This window comes from Pseudoflavitalea rhizosphaerae (genome assembly GCF_003991355.1).
Taxonomy (GTDB): Bacteria; Bacteroidota; Bacteroidia; order Chitinophagales; family Chitinophagaceae; genus Pseudobacter; species Pseudobacter rhizosphaerae.
Genome location: NZ_RCSU01000013.1, coordinates 79,447 through 98,034, shown reverse-complemented (window position 1 = coordinate 98,034; position 18,588 = coordinate 79,447). Strand labels below are relative to the sequence as shown.

General features: G+C 45.4%; 16 protein-coding genes. 15 read left to right on the top strand and 1 reads right to left on the bottom strand.

What is annotated here, in order from left to right; genetic code table 11:
- Positions 1 to 10: 10 nt before the first annotated feature.
- Together D9Y29_RS20580 and D9Y29_RS20575 are read left to right on the top strand one after the other, a co-directional pair.
- Complete coding sequence (locus tag D9Y29_RS20580) at positions 11 to 1,393, top strand: NADH-quinone oxidoreductase subunit N (RefSeq protein ID WP_127131800.1); 1,383 nt, start codon at positions 11 to 13, stop codon at positions 1,391 to 1,393.
- Between the two features lie 103 nt (positions 1,394 to 1,496).
- Positions 1,497 to 2,771, top strand: a complete 1,275-nt coding sequence (locus tag D9Y29_RS20575) for an ABC transporter permease (protein ID WP_127131798.1) — start codon at positions 1,497 to 1,499, stop codon at positions 2,769 to 2,771.
- An 839-nt stretch (positions 2,772 to 3,610) separates the two neighbouring features.
- On the opposite strand, the gene D9Y29_RS20570 is transcribed toward D9Y29_RS20575, so the two are convergent.
- A complete protein-coding gene (locus tag D9Y29_RS20570) occupies positions 3,611 to 6,145 on the bottom strand; it encodes a zinc-dependent metalloprotease (protein WP_127131796.1) in 2,535 nt (844 codons plus the stop codon).
- Between the two features lie 312 nt (positions 6,146 to 6,457).
- Between D9Y29_RS20570 and D9Y29_RS20565 the strand changes: the two genes are divergently transcribed.
- The 13 genes from D9Y29_RS20565 to D9Y29_RS20505 all read left to right on the top strand — a co-directional run bounded on the left by D9Y29_RS20565 (position 6,458) and on the right by D9Y29_RS20505 (position 18,353).
- Entirely contained in the window at positions 6,458 to 7,318 is an 861-nt protein-coding gene (locus D9Y29_RS20565) for a MotA/TolQ/ExbB proton channel family protein (protein ID WP_127131794.1), read from the top strand.
- Between the two features lie 131 nt (positions 7,319 to 7,449).
- Positions 7,450 to 8,124 (top strand): ExbD/TolR family protein, encoded by a 675-nt coding sequence (locus D9Y29_RS20560; protein WP_127131792.1) that lies wholly within the window; start codon positions 7,450 to 7,452, stop codon positions 8,122 to 8,124.
- Positions 8,125 to 8,153: 29 nt separating this feature from the next.
- Complete coding sequence (locus D9Y29_RS20555; protein ID WP_127131790.1) at positions 8,154 to 8,681, top strand: ExbD/TolR family protein; 528 nt, start codon at positions 8,154 to 8,156, stop codon at positions 8,679 to 8,681.
- A gap of 56 nt (positions 8,682 to 8,737) precedes the next feature.
- Positions 8,738 to 9,577, top strand: coding sequence for an energy transducer TonB (locus D9Y29_RS20550; protein WP_127131788.1), 840 nt, complete (start codon positions 8,738 to 8,740; stop codon positions 9,575 to 9,577).
- A 137-nt stretch (positions 9,578 to 9,714) separates the two neighbouring features.
- Positions 9,715 to 10,545, top strand: a complete 831-nt coding sequence (locus D9Y29_RS20545; protein ID WP_127131785.1) for an energy transducer TonB — start codon at positions 9,715 to 9,717, stop codon at positions 10,543 to 10,545.
- Between the two features lie 111 nt (positions 10,546 to 10,656).
- Positions 10,657 to 12,042 (top strand): tRNA uridine-5-carboxymethylaminomethyl(34) synthesis GTPase MnmE, encoded by a 1,386-nt coding sequence (gene mnmE, locus D9Y29_RS20540; RefSeq protein WP_127131783.1) that lies wholly within the window; start codon positions 10,657 to 10,659, stop codon positions 12,040 to 12,042.
- A gap of 338 nt (positions 12,043 to 12,380) precedes the next feature.
- Positions 12,381 to 13,013 (top strand): hypothetical protein, encoded by a 633-nt coding sequence (locus D9Y29_RS20535; RefSeq protein ID WP_127131781.1) that lies wholly within the window; start codon positions 12,381 to 12,383, stop codon positions 13,011 to 13,013.
- 10 nt (positions 13,014 to 13,023) lie between these two features.
- Positions 13,024 to 13,620, top strand: coding sequence for a hypothetical protein (locus D9Y29_RS20530; protein WP_127131779.1), 597 nt, complete (start codon positions 13,024 to 13,026; stop codon positions 13,618 to 13,620).
- Positions 13,621 to 13,857: 237 nt separating this feature from the next.
- A complete protein-coding gene (locus D9Y29_RS20525; RefSeq protein WP_127131777.1) occupies positions 13,858 to 14,679 on the top strand; it encodes a type IV toxin-antitoxin system AbiEi family antitoxin domain-containing protein in 822 nt (273 codons plus the stop codon).
- A complete protein-coding gene (locus D9Y29_RS20520) occupies positions 14,676 to 15,506 on the top strand; it encodes a nucleotidyl transferase AbiEii/AbiGii toxin family protein (protein ID WP_127131776.1) in 831 nt (276 codons plus the stop codon). Before D9Y29_RS20525 ends, D9Y29_RS20520 begins: the two co-directional genes overlap by 4 nt.
- A 421-nt stretch (positions 15,507 to 15,927) precedes the next feature.
- Positions 15,928 to 16,290: a nuclear transport factor 2 family protein gene (locus tag D9Y29_RS20515; protein ID WP_127131774.1), complete on the top strand. Its 363-nt coding sequence runs from the start codon at positions 15,928 to 15,930 to the stop codon at positions 16,288 to 16,290.
- A 185-nt stretch (positions 16,291 to 16,475) separates the two neighbouring features.
- Positions 16,476 to 17,078 carry an RNA polymerase sigma-70 factor gene (locus tag D9Y29_RS20510; RefSeq protein ID WP_127131772.1) on the top strand — a complete coding sequence of 201 codons (603 nt, stop codon included), beginning with the start codon at positions 16,476 to 16,478 and terminating at the stop codon, positions 17,076 to 17,078.
- A 75-nt stretch (positions 17,079 to 17,153) separates the two neighbouring features.
- Positions 17,154 to 18,353 carry a FecR family protein gene (locus D9Y29_RS20505; RefSeq protein WP_127131770.1) on the top strand — a complete coding sequence of 400 codons (1,200 nt, stop codon included), beginning with the start codon at positions 17,154 to 17,156 and terminating at the stop codon, positions 18,351 to 18,353.
- Positions 18,354 to 18,588: the final 235 nt, after the last annotated feature.

The following is an 18,588-nucleotide window of genomic DNA, read 5'->3' as shown; positions in this document are numbered from 1 at the left end:
GTTTTTAGTTATGAATGCAATTGTAATATCGGCTATCTGGGGAGTGGTAATGATGTTTAGTGGTGCGTTCAGCAAGAGCAACGCAACGGCCCGCAATTTGTCTGTTTTCGGCATCTTGTTGCTGTTTGCTGTGAACCTGCTGGAGCTTTACGGCACCAGGCTGTTTGATGTGAATACCACCGGCATGCTGGCCTTCGACAATTTCGGATTGTTGTTCAACACTTTTGCCATTGGATGTACCGCCGTGTACTTCCTCCTCAATGGCCGCGATATGGAAAAAGTGGGACTGCATGTTGCCGAGTACTATGCACTGATCTTCTTTGTTCTCGCTGGTATCTGCATCTCTTCCAGCTTCAGCTCGCTGCTGATGCTCTTCCTCGGAATCGAGATCATTTCCATTCCTTTGTACATTCTCACCGGAACGGACAAACGAAACCTGAAGAGCAACGAAGCCAGTTTGAAATATTTCCTCATGGGTTCTTTCTCCACCGGTATTATGCTGATGGGTATCTGTCTGATCTACGGTGCAAAAGGAACTTTCAATATCGAACAGATAGCGCTGGGCACTACTGCACTCACACCCATGATCGGTGCGGGATTGCTGCTGCTGATGTTCTCCATGGCATTCAAGGTATCTGCCGCTCCCTTCCACTTCTGGACGCCGGATGTGTACGACGGAGCGCCTACCGTATTCACTTCTTTCATGGCAACTATTGTGAAAGCCGGTCTGTTCATCGCTTTCATCAGGTTGTTCGAAGGTGCATTCGAAACAATGCATCCTCAATGGCAAACATTGATCGCCATCATCACTGCCGCCACGCTCATCATCGGTAACCTCACTGCTGTATTCCAGCAGAGCGTGAAAAGGATGCTGGCTTATTCCAGTATCGCGCAGGCGGGCTTCATGCTCTTTGCCCTTGTGGCCATGAACGGCATCGGAAAAGAAGGTCTGCTTTACTACACTTTAGCATACAGCGTACCTACCATCGGCATTTTCGCCATTTTGGTGCGCATGAAGGATTACACATTCGAAGGCTTCAACGGACTGGCCAAACACCAGCCTGTTCTGGCAGCTGTAACTACCATCTTCCTGCTTTCCCTGGCCGGTATTCCCGCCACTGCAGGCTTCATGGGTAAGTTCTATATGCTGTCTGCAGCCATTCAGAATGGTCATGTGATGTGGCTGGTGATAGTTGGTATCCTTTGCGCTGCTATCAGCGTGTACTACTATTTCCGCGTGATCCAGGCCATGTACTTCAAGGATGGAGAACCCCGGGAAATGGAAACTTCCGGTTTCCACAAGGGACTGCTGATCCTGATGGCTGCCTTCGTGGTGTTCATCGGCATTTTCCCGCAGTGGGTGATCCAAATGTTGTATGATTTCATTTTCTAATTCATGGGCATTTTGCTGTAGCCGGCTTACCGCTGGTACCAAACTCCGGTAGTTTCTGCAGGGATCCCGTAATATTTCTTACATTAGTAAGACATATTCTGATATGAAATTCCGGGATACTTTTTCACTGGCATACCGTACGGTTCGCGGCAACAAATTGCGCACAGGTCTTACCGTGGCTATAATTGCCTTTGGCATCATGGCCCTGGTAGGTATCAGAACTGCTATTGCCGCCATGGAGCAGAAATTTGTGGAGAGCTTCTCTTCCATGGGCGCCACAGGCTTTACGGTGCGGTATAAAGAGCCTCGTTTCCGTTTCGGTGGACAGGAGTTGAAAAAGGAGAAGAAGGGTGAAAAGAAAGAAAAGAAATCGAATATCGGCAAGCCCATTACCCGTCAGCAGGCGGAAGCCTTCAAAGCGAATTTCAATTTTCCTGCGCAGGTCAGCCTCACCATGTTCGGCTCCAACAATGCTGTGATATCGCATGGCGGAAAGAAATCGAATCCCACCACACGCATATACGGCGGGGATGAGAACTGGGTAGACCAAAACGGGTTCAGCATTGCCTATGGCCGCAATCTCAATACCCTCGATATCCAGACTGCGCGCAATGTCTGTCTCATCGGTACCGATGTTGCCAGGAAATTCTTTGGAGATGACCTTGAGCGTCCCCTTGACCAGGTCATTAAAATAAACAATATTCCTTTCCGTGTGGTAGGCACCCTCAATCCTAAGGGTAGTACCCTGGGCATGAGCTGGGACAATGCTGTCATCACTTCCTACAACAATGTCCGTCGTTTCTTCAATTCCAATCCCAATGCGAGTTTCAACATCCAGGTAAAAGTGGCCGACATCAAACTGATGGATGCAGCCACGGGCCAGGCCACCGCCACTTTCCGTCCCATCCGTAAACTCACCACTACTGAAGACGATAATTTTGCCATCGATAAAAGCGACAGCTTCGCTGAAATGCTGATAGGGCTGCTCAGCAGTCTCACCGGCGCCGCGCTCATCATTGGCTTCATCACTTTGCTGGGAGCCGCCATTGGCCTCACCAACATCATGCTAGTTGCCGTAACCGAGCGCACCAAAGAGATCGGGCTGGCAAAAGCAATCGGCGGCAAGGAAGCCAATATCAAATGGCAATTCCTTTTTGAATCCACCATCATCAGCCTGTTCGGGGCCTTCTTCGGCATCATCCTCGGCGTGATGGTAGGTAATCTCTTCTCCATGTACCTGAATACCGGCTTTGTGATCCCCTGGTTCTGGACCATCACCGGTATCATTATCTGCACACTGGTTGGGCTGCTGGCGGGGTTATATCCTGCGCAAAAAGCTTCGAGGCTGAACCCGATTGAGGCGTTGCGGTACGAATAAATTCTTTCTTTCTTGGGGCCGTTTTGGGGCTATATGCTGCGCGGGCTGTTGAAACAAACCAGCGCGGGAGAATATTTTTTGAGCTGTGGTTTGGTTGGATTGGGCTGTGGTAATGCTGTTGAACTTTTTCGCTTATGTTTCAAAGGCCCTTGCAACATATAGCCCCAAAACGGCCAGCCTGTTGGGGTGCATCATTGCTGTTCGTACCGCATAGTTTCATTGGGTGTCCGCTTCATCACTTTTTCGCAGGATGGATGGGGTGGGATGGTAAAAGAGTGCGTCAGCGGGAGTAATGGGAACTGCGTTGCTTGGGTGATGGTTTTCTCAATGAAATTCAACGGTAAGAGTTGCTACTGAATTTAGATAGTCATACAGATCTGGCATCCACAACAAAACGAATTAATTCAATCCATTTCATTCGCGCATACATCCCCCCAAATTAAAGCTACCTATACGCGCATAAATAGCAAAGCAAATTACATCCACACATTGCGCCCCTGTTAATCAAAGTAAATACATATTGGCATCGCCGTTAGTAAGTTGCTATCAGTGCGGACTATTCGAAGTTTTACCCCCATCTCTCTACTCACACCGTCTCTTGTGTAAGTGGCTTTTTATGTTGCATTTTCGGGGAGCCAGAGGAGCAAAGCGGGTATGTGAATCCGGTCTTCGAAACGTAAGCGAAGAAGTCCGGCTCTGTACTACAGCCCAATCCCACCAACCCATAGCTCATCCAACAACAAACTGCGCTGGTACGTTTCACAACCGGATTCGCATACCCCTTTGCTCCCCCGGAAATGAAAATAAAAAAGCCGCCCCAACAAGAGGCGGCCCACAACTCACTTATCCGTTTTGAGGATTTTTTCGATTCGATCATTAAGGTCCTGCAGGTGATAGCGCGTCATTCTATCAGAGTACGCAGGGATGGCTGCAGTGATCTCTGCTTTCAGTGATCTGAGAGTTCCTTTCAGGAGTGAAGGGATATCAGAGTTTTTGGAATTACTTCCTCCTCCCATCATGATCAGGAATCCGCTGCCGCCTGATGGTGCGGGGGCGGGAGTAAGCAGTGCGCCCACTCTTTCTACATAGGCTTTCTGGAGGTTACGGCGATAGTTGTCGATGGGCTTCCGGGTGGTCAGTTCAGTGAAGACAGCTTTCTTCACATCGTCCATAAATTCTTCCGGTTTGTAGGTGCCGTTTTCCCGGTTAGCCGCGGAGATCAGTCTCTGGAGACGGCCGTTCTGGATCAGTCCGCCGAGGACATTGTCCTGCAATGAGCTGATGCGATCAGATGTGGGTGAGGTGGTTTTGTCGAGGATACTTTTTTCCAGGAGCCAGGTGGGTGTTTCGAGAACCTGTTTGCTGATGAATGCCATGGCTTCTTTCTGCAGTGCTTTGGGTACAACGGTGTAAACATTGCCTGGTTGATCAGTGGTTTTGGAATCCGTATATACGCCACCGATATAGGTTACGGAATGACCGATATAACGCTGGAAAGTACTCACGATCTCATCATACACTTCTTTAAGTGTGGTATAGTCTTCTCCTTGTTCGTTTAACCATCCCTGTAATTTAGGTATTATCCATTTCAGGTTCCTGATGCCATATTCGTTGGCTTTCATGTTATTGTCGCCAAGGCACTCGGTTTGAGCGCGTGGGTCCATACCATCCTGGTGGATGAAGCGAAGTGCCGGATTGCTGTAGCGGGCTTTCACCCAGTTGTTGAGGATGGCTTTTTCTTCATCTTCTGTTTTATCGAAGATAGGTTTGTAGCCCCATTCGATTGACCAGTTGTCATATTCACCGATACGCGGATAGATTCCTGCGGGCCCGATATTGTCTTCTGGTTGCGCAACATAGTTGAAACGTGCGTAGTCCATGATGGAAGAAGTATGGCCATTGGCTTCAACCCAGGCTTTGTTGCGCAGTTTCTCAACCGGCGTTGCTGCTGAGGAACCCATATTGTGGGGCAGGCCGAGCGTATGTCCTACCTCGTGAGAAGATACGAAGCGGATGAGTTGTCCCATTGTTTCGTCGTCGAAATTGGCTTTGCGTGCTTTTGGGTCGCTGGGTGATGCCTGGATGAGGTACCAGTTGCGGAGAAGGCGCATTACATTATGGTACCAGTTGATATGCGATTCTATGATCTCGCCGCTGCGCGGGTCATGCACGTGGGGGCCCATCGCGTTGGGGATGGTGGACGGTTTGTATACGATGGCCGAGTAGCGGGCATCTTCGAGGCTCCAGGAGCTGTCCTGGTCTTTTGAGGGCGCTACTTTGGCCATGATGGCGTTTTTGAAGCCTGCTTTTTCAAAAGCTTTCTGCCAGTCGTTCACGCCCTGGATAAGATAGGGGACCCATTTGGAGGGAGTGGTGGGATCGATATAAAATATGATGGGTTTGATGGGCTCAACCAGTTCGCCGCGTTTCATCTTTTCAACATCTTCCGGTTTGGGTTCCAGTCTCCAGCGTGTTACTACGCTGATGTCTTTCACTCCTTGCGGATCAGCATCAAAGTCTGTATATTCAGTAGTGAAATATGCAACCCTGTCGTCGTAGTAACGAGGCTTCATGGGCACTTTTGGAAGAATGACGAGTGAGGTGTTCAGTTCGAAAGTGGCATTACCTCCGGGGCCTGCGGGCTGCATGCCCGGGATGGGGGAAGGCGCGGGAGATTTTGAATACGTTTTTACGGTTTTGATTTCCGTATTGATGGGGTAGGTTCTGATGTCCAGCGTATACGATTTGTCTGACTGAACGCCGCCGAGTCGGAGGGCGGATTTGATGGAGGGCGCGAAGAAGAAGAGATCATTATCGCCTGCGATGAAGTCTGTGAGATCGATCACGGAGCCATTATTTCCCGGCGCATAGGCTTTCACATCGAAAGCAGCTGCGATGGGCTGAATATTGTTCACCTCTACTGATTTGTACATCGGTTTGGTGCTGTCTTTTGCGTATACCGAGTAGGAGATGTTCCGGATGAAGATCTTGTTGTTGGGACCTTTTTCAAAACGGATAACATTCTCGTTGATCGCATCGCCTGCGAAACCGGTGAACCCGGCGCGCGTTCCGATCGGGGCTTTGGAGATCCTGTTGACTACCAGGATATCCCTGTTGAGGATAGAGTCTCCGATTTCGATCAGCCATTTATCGTCCACTTTATGAACGTTGAAAAGACCTTTACGGGTAATGGCTTTGTCTGTGATAACTTCTTTGTAAGGTTTGGGGCCGGTTTTGGGTGGAGCCTGCGGCACTGTTGGGGGCACAGTTCCGGGGGGAGGTGCGGACTTTTTATCCTGGGCAGTGGCTGTGAGCGTGATGCAGCCTGCCGCCAACAGGATCAGCGCTTTTTGCAAGCAGCGGTTTCTTCTCATGTTAAGATGTGTTTAGGTTGCTGAAGTTATTAAAAACAAATTCACATTATGGCCGTAGATTACACAAGTGGTCGAAATCCTGTGATCAATTAAATTGTTTTTAAATTAAGATAAGGAAGCACATGGTTTTATTCAACCAATTGCCTTATTTTTAGCACCACATACAACAAATTCCTTATCTTGTGAGCCTTTGCTGAAAAAATTTTTCCAATTTATTTATTGGAAAAATTTTAGTTTTCGTTAGAATTGTGGGCCGAATTTTAACTACAGATAGACTTAATTTTTTTCAAACACTAAAAAAAACAAACAATCATGGCTGAGACAAAACCAACTGCCACTCCCGTGAAGAGTAGTACATCGGTTCAACCCAAAAAGAAGAGCAATGCAATTTCCTGGCTGGCTCCATTTCTGTGTATCCTGGGTGGTTATGTGATCTGGAGGTTCATTCTGGGTAACCCATCAAACTTTACAAATCCGGATCTCAGTGGCGGCTTCTGGCCTCATCACCAGGGACCAAAGGGTGGCTTGGTAAAAATGTACGAGGGTGGTATTATCGTGCCTTTCCTTATTGCAACTTTCCTCATCGTAGTAACTTTCGTAATCGAGCGCGCGCTGACTATCAGCAAAGCTACCGGTGCTGGTAACATTGCTGAGTTCATCCGCAAAGTTCAATATCATCTGGCTAACAAGAATGTTGATCAGGCTATTTCTGAGTGCGACAAACAAAAAGGAAGCGTAGGTAATGTAATGAAAGCTGGCCTCCGCAAGTACAAAGAAATGATCAGCAACACTGAGCTGGACACTGAGCAGAAAGTACTGGCTATCCAGAAAGAAGTTGAAGAAGCAACTGCGCTTGAACTGCCTATGCTGGAAAAGAACCTGGTGTTCCTGTCAACTATCGCATCAGTGGCAACCCTGATCGGTCTGTTGGGAACTGTACTTGGTATGATCACATCTTTCGCTGCGCTTGGTGCTGAAGGTGGTGGTGCTGCTGCTGCAGAACTGTCACGCGGTATCTCTGAGGCCCTGTACAATACAGCCCTCGGTATCGGTACTTCAGCGTTAGCGATCATCTTCTATAACATCTTTACTACCAGGATCGACGCTATCACATACGGTATCGATGAATCAGGTTTCACTTTGACTCAAAGCTTCGCTTCTCTTTATAAATAAGGAGAGGAGCCAACCTTCCCGATCCCGTACCTGCATGAACCCATCATATGGAAATTTTTCAGGTTATTTTCGAAACGTGATATGGAAATTGGCTGAACAAGCATCTAAAAACAAACAGAAACTATTACATCATGCCAAAAGTTAAAGTCCCACGGAAGAGTACTTCAGTAGACATGACCGCGATGTGCGATGTGGCTTTTCTTTTGCTGTCGTTCTTCATCCTTACTACCAAGTTCAAACCCACCGAAGCCCTGGCTGTTACAACTCCCAAGTCTGTATCTACCAAGCCTGTGGATTCCAAGAACATGGTTATCATAACGATGGACAAAGAAGGAAAGGCTTATCTCTCTATCGGTGATGAGAACACTGAACAGAAAGACGCTATCCTGGATCTGGTAAGCCAGTGGAAATCACTGAACCTTACTGATGCAGAAAAGAAATCGTTCAGAGCAACCGGTTCCTATATTGGCGTTCCATTCTCTCAACTGAAGTCTTACCTGCAGTTGACCCCTGAACAGTTGAAAAACTTTAAGGCTGACGGAATACCCGTTACAGACACTGCCAACAATGAGATGGAAGTGTGGATGAGAGCTGTAAACAGCGCTTTCCAGGGAGAGAAGATGAATCTTTTCGTGAAAGGTGATAACGATGCCAAATACCCCTCATTCAAGGGCATTATGACGGCATTGAAAAAGAACGAGATCTTCAAGTTCTCTATGATCACTGATCCCAAAGGAGCTCCTGAAGGAACTGATCTTTGGAAAACACAGCAAAGGACCGGTGGCAAGGCCGCTGACAATGATTAAATCTATTATTAATTTAAAAAAATTGCGATATGGCAGAAATGGATACCTCGTCGGGTGGGGGACATAAGAAGGGGCCAGGCGTCAAGAAAGGGAAGAAGCTCTCTACGCGAGTAGACCTTACTCCCATGGTGGACCTGGGTTTCCTCCTGATTACGTTCTTCATTTTTACGACTACCATGAGTGAACCTACTGCTATGAGGCTTTTCCTGCCGAAAGACACGGAAAAACCTGAAGAGCAGAATAAGATAAAAGCATCCGGCGCGCTTTCCATCATGCTTGGAAAGGATAACCAGGTCTTTTATTATTCAGGTGAGCTCCTTCCGGATGGTTCCAATTTCAAGAGTGCTACGTTCAAAGAAATCCGTCAGGTGATTATCGATAAAAAGAAAACCACCAATCCTGAAGATTTCGTAGTAGTGATCAAGCCAGGCCCCGAGTCTACTTACAAGAATACTGTAGATATGCTCGATGAAATGGCTATCAACGAAGTAAAGCGTTATGCACTGGTTGATATCTTTGATCAGGAGCTCGCTTTGATGGCGGCTTCTCAGAAATAAACAGGATTTTTCCTGTGGAATCATTCAGACATTGCATCTTATAACAAAGAACAAGTATGGAAAGTAACAAAATATTAAGTTCTGATATCCTTGATATCGTCTTCGATGGACGGAACAAGGACTATGGAGCTTATCAACTGCGCAAAACCTATAATAAGCGTCTCAGCATCGCGCTTATTACCACGGCGTCAGTTTGTATCCTGTTGTTCGCGGGTTACATCCTCGCCAACTCCCTGAACAAGGGAGAGGAAACCAAGGAAATGGTGGTGCAGGACGTGCAGTTGGAGGAGATCAAGCAAGAGGAAAAGCGGGAAGAACCGCCGCCTCCGCCTCCCCCAAAACCACCAGATCCCCCCAAAGTGGAAATGGCTAAATTCACTCCTCCTAAAATCGTGAAAGACGAGGAAGTAAAGGAAGAGGAGAAGCCACCAGAAGTTGAAAAACTGGAAGAAACCAAGATCGGTACAGTGAACCAGGAAGGTGTGAAAGATGAAGGTATCGTAGCCCCTCCGGTAGAAGATGCCGGTAAGGGTGTGGTAGAAGCGCCAAAGAAAGTAGAAGAAGACTGGGATAAGACCTTCACCAAAGTGGAGATCGAATCAGAATATCCCGGTGGCGCCCCTGCCTGGATGCGTTACCTGAACAAAACCCTTCGCTATCCTCAGGAAGCAATCGACAATGAGGTTCAGGGTACTGTGGTAATCCAGTTCATCGTAGACAAAGAAGGTATGGTATCCGAAGTGGAAGCCATCAGCGGTCCGGAAGAACTCAGGTCAGAAGCTATCCGCGTAATCAAGAAGAGCGGTAAGTGGGAACCTGCTGTACAGAACGGCCGTAAGGTGAAATCCTACAAGAAGCAACCTATCGTCTTCCGTCTCGAAACAGATGGTTATTGATCTGACAGTAAAGCATATTCGAAATCCTTTCGTGCACAACGAAAGGATTTTTTTTATTACGTAAATGCATACCCGAAAATTGTTTGAAATTGTATGGAAATGCAGTGGTGACGCGTCTTATATCAAAACGTATAGCCATGGAAATTTCAAACATTCTGACTGCAGATGTCTTAGACATCATCTTCGATGGCAAGAATAAATCATACGGTGCCTATGAGTTACGCAAGACTTATAAGCGCCGTATGTTATTGAGCCTTGCCGGTATGTTCACTATCATCCTGTTCCTGATTGGCACCATGTTGCTGGCAAATAACAAAAAGGAGCAGCAGGCCATTCTCATGAACGTGGAGGATATCGAGCTAGAAAAGGTGAATACGGAGAAAGAAGAAGTGAAACCCCCACCTCCTCCCAAACCACCAGAGCCTCCCAAACAGGTGGCCACCAGGATTTACACTGCTCCGGTGATCAGCAATGAAGTGAGGCCGGAAGAAAAGCCACCGGAAAATGCGGAGCTGGAGGATGTGAAGATCGGTACTCAAAACATTGATGGTAATCCGGATGATGGTATAGAGGCCCCACCTTCAATGAAAGGTGAAGGCGTATCAACAGGAGTGATAGAAGAAGTAGTGAAAAAAGAATCAGATGCGCCTTTCATGAAAGTAGAGATCGAATCTTCTTATCCCGGAGGGCCCGAAGCCTGGAGAAGGTTTCTTATCAAGCAGCTCCAGCGCAATTATCCGCAGGACGCCATAGACAATGGGATCCAGGGAACAGTGATCATCCAGTTCATTGTGGACGCAGAAGGCAATGTAAGCAATGTGGAAGCGCTCAGCGGGCCTGAAGAACTGCGTGATGCTGCTATCAGGGTGATACAGAAAAGCGGCAAATGGATCCCCGCAGTACAGAATAAACGCCATGTAAAATCCTATAAAAAACAGCCTATTGGCTTCTTGCTGGCTAATGAATGATCCGTTCCGGGTATCATAGTAGACTCCGAATCTTTATCCCTTCCTCCCCGCCATAAGGCCGGGAGGATTTTTATTGTTGGTTCCGTCTTACTTTTGACGAAATTGATACATATGCTGGGAAAGCTTTCAGGTTGGGACGATACGATTGTTGCATTGGCTACACCATCCGGAGTTGGGGCTATCGGGGTGATCCGCCTGAGCGGGCCCGCCGCCTTTTCGATTGTAAATGAACTATTCCCTTCTAAAAACCTGCAGCAGCAACCCAGTCATACTTTACATGTGGGCTTTATTAAAGACGCTGAAACCGCGTTAGATGAAGTGGTGGTGGCATTGTTTAAAGGTCCGAAATCATATACTGGCGAAGATGTGGTGGAGATCTCCTGTCATGGTTCTCCGTTTATCCAGGAACAGGTGATCAATGCATGTGTTAGCCGGGGTGCCCGACTGGCAAAGCCCGGTGAATTCACACAACGTGCTTTCTTACATGGCAAACTGGATTTGGTGCAGGCCGAAGCAGTTGCTGATCTTATCGCTTCCAATACAGAAGCATCCCGCAAAGCGGCCTTACACAATATACGAGGTGGTTTCTCTGCCGTGTTGCAGGGCTTGCGCGAACGCATGCTTACCTTTTCTGCATTGATAGAACTGGAACTTGATTTCTCGCAGGAAGATGTAGAATTTGCCGACAGAACGCAGTTCTACAACCTGATCAACGAAGCGGAAAGAACTGTTCAGCATTTGCTGCAATCATTCCAGCTTGGCAATGTGATCAAGAACGGCGTACAAGTAGCGATCATCGGGAAACCCAATGCAGGTAAATCAACTTTGCTGAACACATTGCTGAATGAGAACCGAGCAATCGTCAGCGATATCGCAGGAACAACCCGCGATACGATTGAAGAAACGCTCAATATCAATGGGATCCTGTTCCGCTTGATAGACACTGCCGGGATAAGGGAACATACCAGTGATGTGATTGAAAGTATCGGCGTGGAAAAGAGCCTGGAGAAAATGCGGCAGGCCGATGTAGTAGTGTATTTGTTCGATGCCAATGAAATGAGTGCGGATGAATTGGCTACACTGGTTAATGATTTCAAAAAGCAATCAATTGAATTCTTGCTGGTGGGTAATAAAGCGGATAAATCTTCAGAAAATACTTTGTTGTCAACTTACGTATCCATCGATCCAAAGATTTTCATTTCTGCGAAGTCAGGTTGGAACGTAGATGAGTTGAAAAATCAATTGGTGGAGATGGTCTTGCATGGGGCTGTGCAAACAGAAGGAACGGTGGTTACCAATGCAAGACATCAGCATGCGTTGCAACAGGTTGCCAGTTCATTGTCTGATATTCACAGAGGATTGGACGATAAGATACCAGGTGATCTGCTGGCGTTGGATATAAGGAGATGTCTGCATTATTTGGGGGAAATAACGGGAGAGATATCTAATGAGGATCGGTTGGATTATATATTTAGTAAGTTTTGTATCGGGAAGTAGACGCATGTACTGGTGATGCGGATTTTAGGCGATCTATACTGATAATGAAAGGATTCAATTTGCCTTTCTTTGCCGATCTCTGCCTTTATTAGCCTGATGGTAGTTGTTAAGTTGGTTACTACTTGAAATTTGCAGGAAGTTTATGGTCACTACCCTGAAAAAATGATACGGTATGATACGGTATGATGCGGTCTGATACAGTTTGATGGGGGGGGAAGTATAAACTATCAGGAATATGAGTAGTAGGATCAGTACTTTGCAAGTAAGCGGGGATCAACAAACGATATGGTTGTAAGATTGTTTGATACCGAAAATTCATAATTAGATCGATTATCACTATGAGATATTTTTTAATAAGCTTTCTGTTGCTTGTTTCTAACATTATTTTTGGTCAAGATTATTTTGAAGGAGAGATAGGGTTCCGCTTCGAAATTGAAAAGAAAGACCCTTCTTTTGATCTTAAAAGTATTGTTTCTTATCCTGCGAAACAATCAGTTTTCTATTTTAAAAATGGCAATTGGGTTGACAAGCTTGATACAGGCATGATCGAATACCAATGTTTCAATCATGTCCGTAATTTGCAATTGTATAAAATACGTGGAGTTGATACTTTGTTATATTATTCCTATGAAAAACGAACTCCGGAACAGGATTCTGTTCTTTCAATAACAAGCCAAGAGAATACAGACACCATCTTAGGAAAAGCTTGTAACAGATTAACATTGAGAACAGTTAAAATGACATTAACCTTTATATATAGCCCGGATATCAAGATTAACCCTGATTGGTTCAGTAAAACGAAAGGAGGTTATTATGATTTGATTTACTCCAGAATGAAATCACTCTACTTAATGTATATATTGGAGACTGATCAATATATTTCCAAAGGAATTGCAACAAGAATTAACTACGAAAAAATCCCAGATGAGTTTTTCCCTGATATTGAAAAATTGCCTAAACAAGAATTGTGAATCCTTACATATGCAAGACTACTTAAGCATAAATGCTTTTTCCAAAGTATCCTCCATCTCTATACTTTTATTTTTTATTGTAGGATGTAGTAGCATTGACATGAGTAACATCGAAGAGCGTGAACATGGTTTGAGATTTATCAAGGGAACAAATAAATTGGTCAATGGCAAAGTAGTTGAAAAATTAGAGGACGGAAGAATTGCCTCTACTCACAATTATAAAAACGGTAAGCCTATCGGCGACTGGTTTGCTTATGGATTAAACGGAGAAATTGTTTCGCGTGGATTTGGTGTCGAGATTAAAAAATATGAAAACAAGGTAAGTGGTGTGGATTTGTCGAATAGCATTTTATCTATCATAATTCAAAAAAACTTTTGTTATGGTACATTATTTCTGGACAATAAGGGAATTTTTGAGGACAAGGATAAATTAGTACTATTGGCCGACGAAATTTTTAAAGATTATTCAGAGAGGTTTCAAATTAATGATTTGACAGTTTTTGACAAAGAGCATGAATATTCGATTTCAAGAAGTGCAATTCGAAATGATAAATATTCTTTTGATACACTACAAGACCCAAAGAAGTTGAAAGTAAATATTCGATAAATGGGTGAAAGTGAAATCCCTTTGGCTTTGTTTTCTCTTTATTTTTGAAAAGTGGTTTTAGTGAATTCTCCGACTTTTTTCCTTCTGTTATTTGCTCTTTTTCGGCTTTGTTGTTGCCCGAAAGGAGAATTTGTTGCCCGGCATTCTCTTTCCAGGTTTCATTGACGTTTCTTATTGGAAAAGTTTTTTTTTGCAAAAAGGGTCAATTTTCACTACTTTTCGCAAAAAATTACTCTTTTGGATGAGACAAAGCGCAACGGAAGTATAGAAGACTGGACAAATGATCTTTTGGCACAGGGTAAATATGCTTTTGCCCTGCAAGAGCTGCGTTCTACTTTTCCTGGGCAATCTGAAGCTGCAAATAAATCAGCACTCAAGAGGCTGGTAGATAAAGAACAGATTATTTCCATTCACAAAGGTTATTATCTCATCATACCGCCCCAATACAGGTCAAAGGGAATCCTTCCCCCCACCTTGTTTTTAGATGCGTTTATGAAGGAATTGGACCGGCCTTATTACCTGGCTTTGTTAAACGCAGCAGCCTATCATGGAGCATCGCACCAGCAGCCACAGGAGTTCTTTGTGGTCACAGGTTTTCCTGTGCTGCGGCCTATGCAGAAAAAAGGGCTGAAACTGAACTACATCAGCAAAAAAGAAATACCGGCAACACTATTAGACACCCGAAAAACCGAGGCCGGGTACTTGAAAATTTCAAACCCTGCACTAACAGCTACCGATCTGATACAATACGCCAAAAGGGTAGGTGGCATCAACAGGGTGGCTACTGTTTTGGCTGAATTAGCAGAGAGTATTAAGTCCGATGCATTTGATGCCAATTTGCTGCAGCATGTTCCGGTAACTGCCTTACAGCGATTAGGGTATTTGCTGGATAAAATATTTGACAATCAGCGGCTGGCCAATACCTTGTACAAGGCCTTGCAAAACAACAGTGCTCCTTTGTTTAGGATACCATTAAAAGCCTCAGCACCGGCCAAAGGTTTTGCATCAGACGAAAGATGGAAAGTAATCGTAAACACTACAATAGAACTTGACGAATGATACCGCAGGCATACATAACAGAGTGGGCCAATGAGGTGCCCTGGCAAACCAACGAACAGGTAGAACAAGACCTGGTGATTTGCCGTGCCTTGGTAGAAATATTCTCCGATGAGTTTCTGGCAAAAAGTCTTGCATTCAGGGGTGGCACTGCCTTACACAAGTTGTATTTAAATCCACAACCCCGCTACTCCGAGGATATTGATTTAGTGCAAATCACAGCAGAACCTTTCGGCCCTGTAGTGGACCGTTTACGAGAAAGGCTGACCTTTTTAGGTGACCCTGCACGCAAGCAGAAAGAAAACAATTTTACGCTGCACTACCGTTTTGAATCTGAGTTTCCTCCGGTGCAAAACCTCCGCCTCAAAGTAGAAACCAATTGCCGGGAACACTTCACCGTATTGGGCTATCAGCAATTTCCCTTTCAGGTAAATTCCTCATGGTTTACCGGTGCTTGCTACATCACCACCTACCAATTGGAGGAATTACTGGGAACAAAACTCAGGGCTTTATACCAACGCAGGAAAGGCCGTGATTTATATGATCTCTACAAGGCACTGGTGCAGGCACCCGATATGAATAAAGAGGCCCTGCTCCAATGCTATCATGCCTACATGGATTTTGTAGTAGACGAACCTCCAACACAGAAAGTTTATCTGCAAAATATGGATGCCAAAATGCAGGACGATGAATTTATAGGCGACCTGGCAGCACTGATACGACCCACAGAAAAATATGACCAGGCAACCGCTTTTGAATTAGTGCGTACGGAGTTGCTGGAGAAAATTGAAGATACCTCAATCGATTATAATCAGTTCAAGAAACTATAATAAAATAAACATGAGTATTATAGATAAAGGCATTGAGCTCGGTCACATCTCATTTGAAGCCTCCCAGCTGACCACGAGCAGATTAAAGTAAAGTCCATGAATTTCGGGCAACACTGATTTATACAACGATACCCGGCTATATAGGGTGTCAACCAAACTAGACGAAGAAATAGTAAGTAATGAATTTCCTTTCTGATCTTATTTCAAAGCGGTGAATTTCTATTTCTTGAAAATACTATTCAATTTGAAGGCAGATGTGCAAACTTAGCGTAAACGAATTGTAGAACAGCCATTGGCAATTCACTGAAAATGCTGCTGATTGATAACAGTATTATCCGCTTCCATATATGAAATGCCAGCCAGTATAAAAAGCAAACACTGAAACTGACAATCTGTAACTTGACACCCTAATTGAATAATCATGCAAAACATCACCACCACCATAAACCAATTCAGAAATGCAATTCTCGGGTCCAATTCCTCTCTTCTCCACCAACTATTATCCGACGAGCTAAGCTATGGACATTCCGATGGCCATGTAGAAGGAAAAAATGATTTCATCAACAAACTCAGTGACGGCACCTACAAATTCCTCACTATGGACCTGACTGCCCAAACCATCACTGAAACTGATAACTTCGCCATTGTTCGCCATGAACTAGATGCACAAACCTTTGATGAGCAAAAAGCAGGTGAAGCCCATCTCTATGTTCTCCTGGTCTGGTTCAGACAGGAAGATAGCTGGAAACTTATCGCCAGGCAGGCAGTTAAAAAACAGAAATAGGTTCCGCCTGATTATTTCGCCAACACATTTATGGCGGATCATTCGTTCCATGAATCTTACTTGCAACATTCGCAGTAATGAAAGGTAGCTTACCGCCTGCCTGGGGCCTGATAAATCCCGTTGCGTCTCCTTTCAGATCCTTGCTAAATCGTTTTTTTCCTTAACTTGAGCGCGTGGTAACATCCATGAGAACATCTCTGTATAGTAGCTATTCCGACGAACAACTGGTAGTTTTGTTATGCAATGATGATGAAGAGGCTTTCAAAGAAATTTATCATCGTTATTGGGACAAACTACTTGCCATCGGCTACAACCATGCCCGTAACAAGGAGCTGGCAGAGGAGATAGTGCATGATGTGTTGCTAAGTCTCTGGAACCGCCGGCATGAAATGGAGATCGATCGCCTGGCCGCCTGGCTCGCCACCGCCGTGAAATTCTCCGTTTTCAAATCCCTTACGCGTGAAAACCGGCGGAAAGACCTGCTGAAACTACATTCTCCGGAACATCAAACTGCCGCTTTCGATGAAGAGATCATCCAGGCAAAATTCCTGAAAGAGTATGTAGATGGTCTTGTTGCCGGCCTGCCTGAACAATGCCGCCTCGTTTTTGTGTATAGTCGCGATCATCAGCTTTCCACGAAAGAGATCGCTGCAACACTGAACCTGTCCCCCAAAACCGTTGAGTCTCATCTCACCAGGGCGCTTAAAACACTCAGAAACCTGTTGGGGAATTACCGTTTCTTTACGTTGGCAGCCACTGCCGTTCACATTTTTCTGAAAAAATTTTGACATCCATACAGGGTAATGCCTTTTTGGTGGGTACATCATTTTAACGCCGTGCTTGCGGCCAACCAAAACTAACGCATGACCCCTGAAAGGCTTCAGCAATTATTGGAAAAATACCTGAGCAATACTGCATCCGCAATGGAAGAAGCGGAGCTCAACCAATGGTACAACTCCACTAACCAATATCCGGTGGAATGGCCCGTGAACCATCAGGGCGAACCGGAGGAGATCAAAGTCCGTATGTTGCGCAAATTGCAGACGGAGATCCATGCTTCATCTTTCCCCAAATCGATTCCATTTTACCGCAAACGAAGTTGGCAAATCGCAGCATCAGTACTTCTCCTGCTGGGAGCGGCTGCCTGGTTTACACTCAGCAAACCAAACGCTGATCTCAAAGAACAGGAGATCGTGGTTACCAATCCGGATGCGATTCTTCCCGGTGGCAACAAAGCCACGCTTACGCTGGCAGATGGCTCCACCATCATACTCGATACTGCCGGCAATACTTTACTGGCGCAGCAGGGCGCTACAAGAATCATCAAACTTAACAATGGTGAACTGGCCTATAAAGATGCTCACAAAAAAACTACAGGTTCCGCTTCATCTTACAATACTATCCGCACACCCAATGGCGGACAATACCAGGTGGTTTTGCCCGATGGTACACGTGCCTGGTTGAATGCCGCCACTGTACTGAGATTCCCGATCGCATTTACGGGATCAGAAAGAAAGGTGCAACTTTCCGGCGAAGCCTATTTTGATGTAGCAAAAGATCCGGCAATGCCTTTTATCGTAGAAGCTACGGATGCCCATGGCCGTGAGTTGAATACCGTTGAAGTGCTCGGCACCGGGTTCAATGTGAACGCCTACGATAATGAGCCCACAGTAAAAACCACCCTGGTGGAAGGAAAGGTAAAAGTCTCCAATGGCGGCCGGAATAGCGGACAGCAACCGGCAATACTCACACGCGGAATGCAATCTATCTTCTCCCATGGCCAGGGAAGTGCAGGCAATTTTCAATTAAGACAGGTGGATACCGATGAAGTGATCGCCTGGAAAAACGGGCTTTTCAATTTCAGTAATGCCGATATCAAAACGGTGATGCGGCAACTGGCCCGCTGGTATGATGTGGATGTGGTGTATGAAGGTGTCTTGCCAAATGAAAAGTTCGATGGAGAAATTTCGATGAACAGCACACTTGCTGAAGTGTTCAAAATATTGGAACTAAGCGCCATTCATTTCAAGGTGGAAGGCCGTAAGGTTACAGTGATACCCTGATAAACAACGATCGCATTTCTTATCCTCCATGAAAGTACAATCACCGATGCAATAGCCGTACTGAAAAATATGGTACGAAAAAGATTACCCAATAAAAAGCCGCCAACGCGCCAACGTCGACGGCCATATGATGGGTAAAACCAGTTCTCTGTCTGTTTGAACCTATATTGTTTAACCCAACTGTTTAAAAGTATGATTTTTATCATTCTTTGCAAAGCTGTGCGCCAAAAGCAGC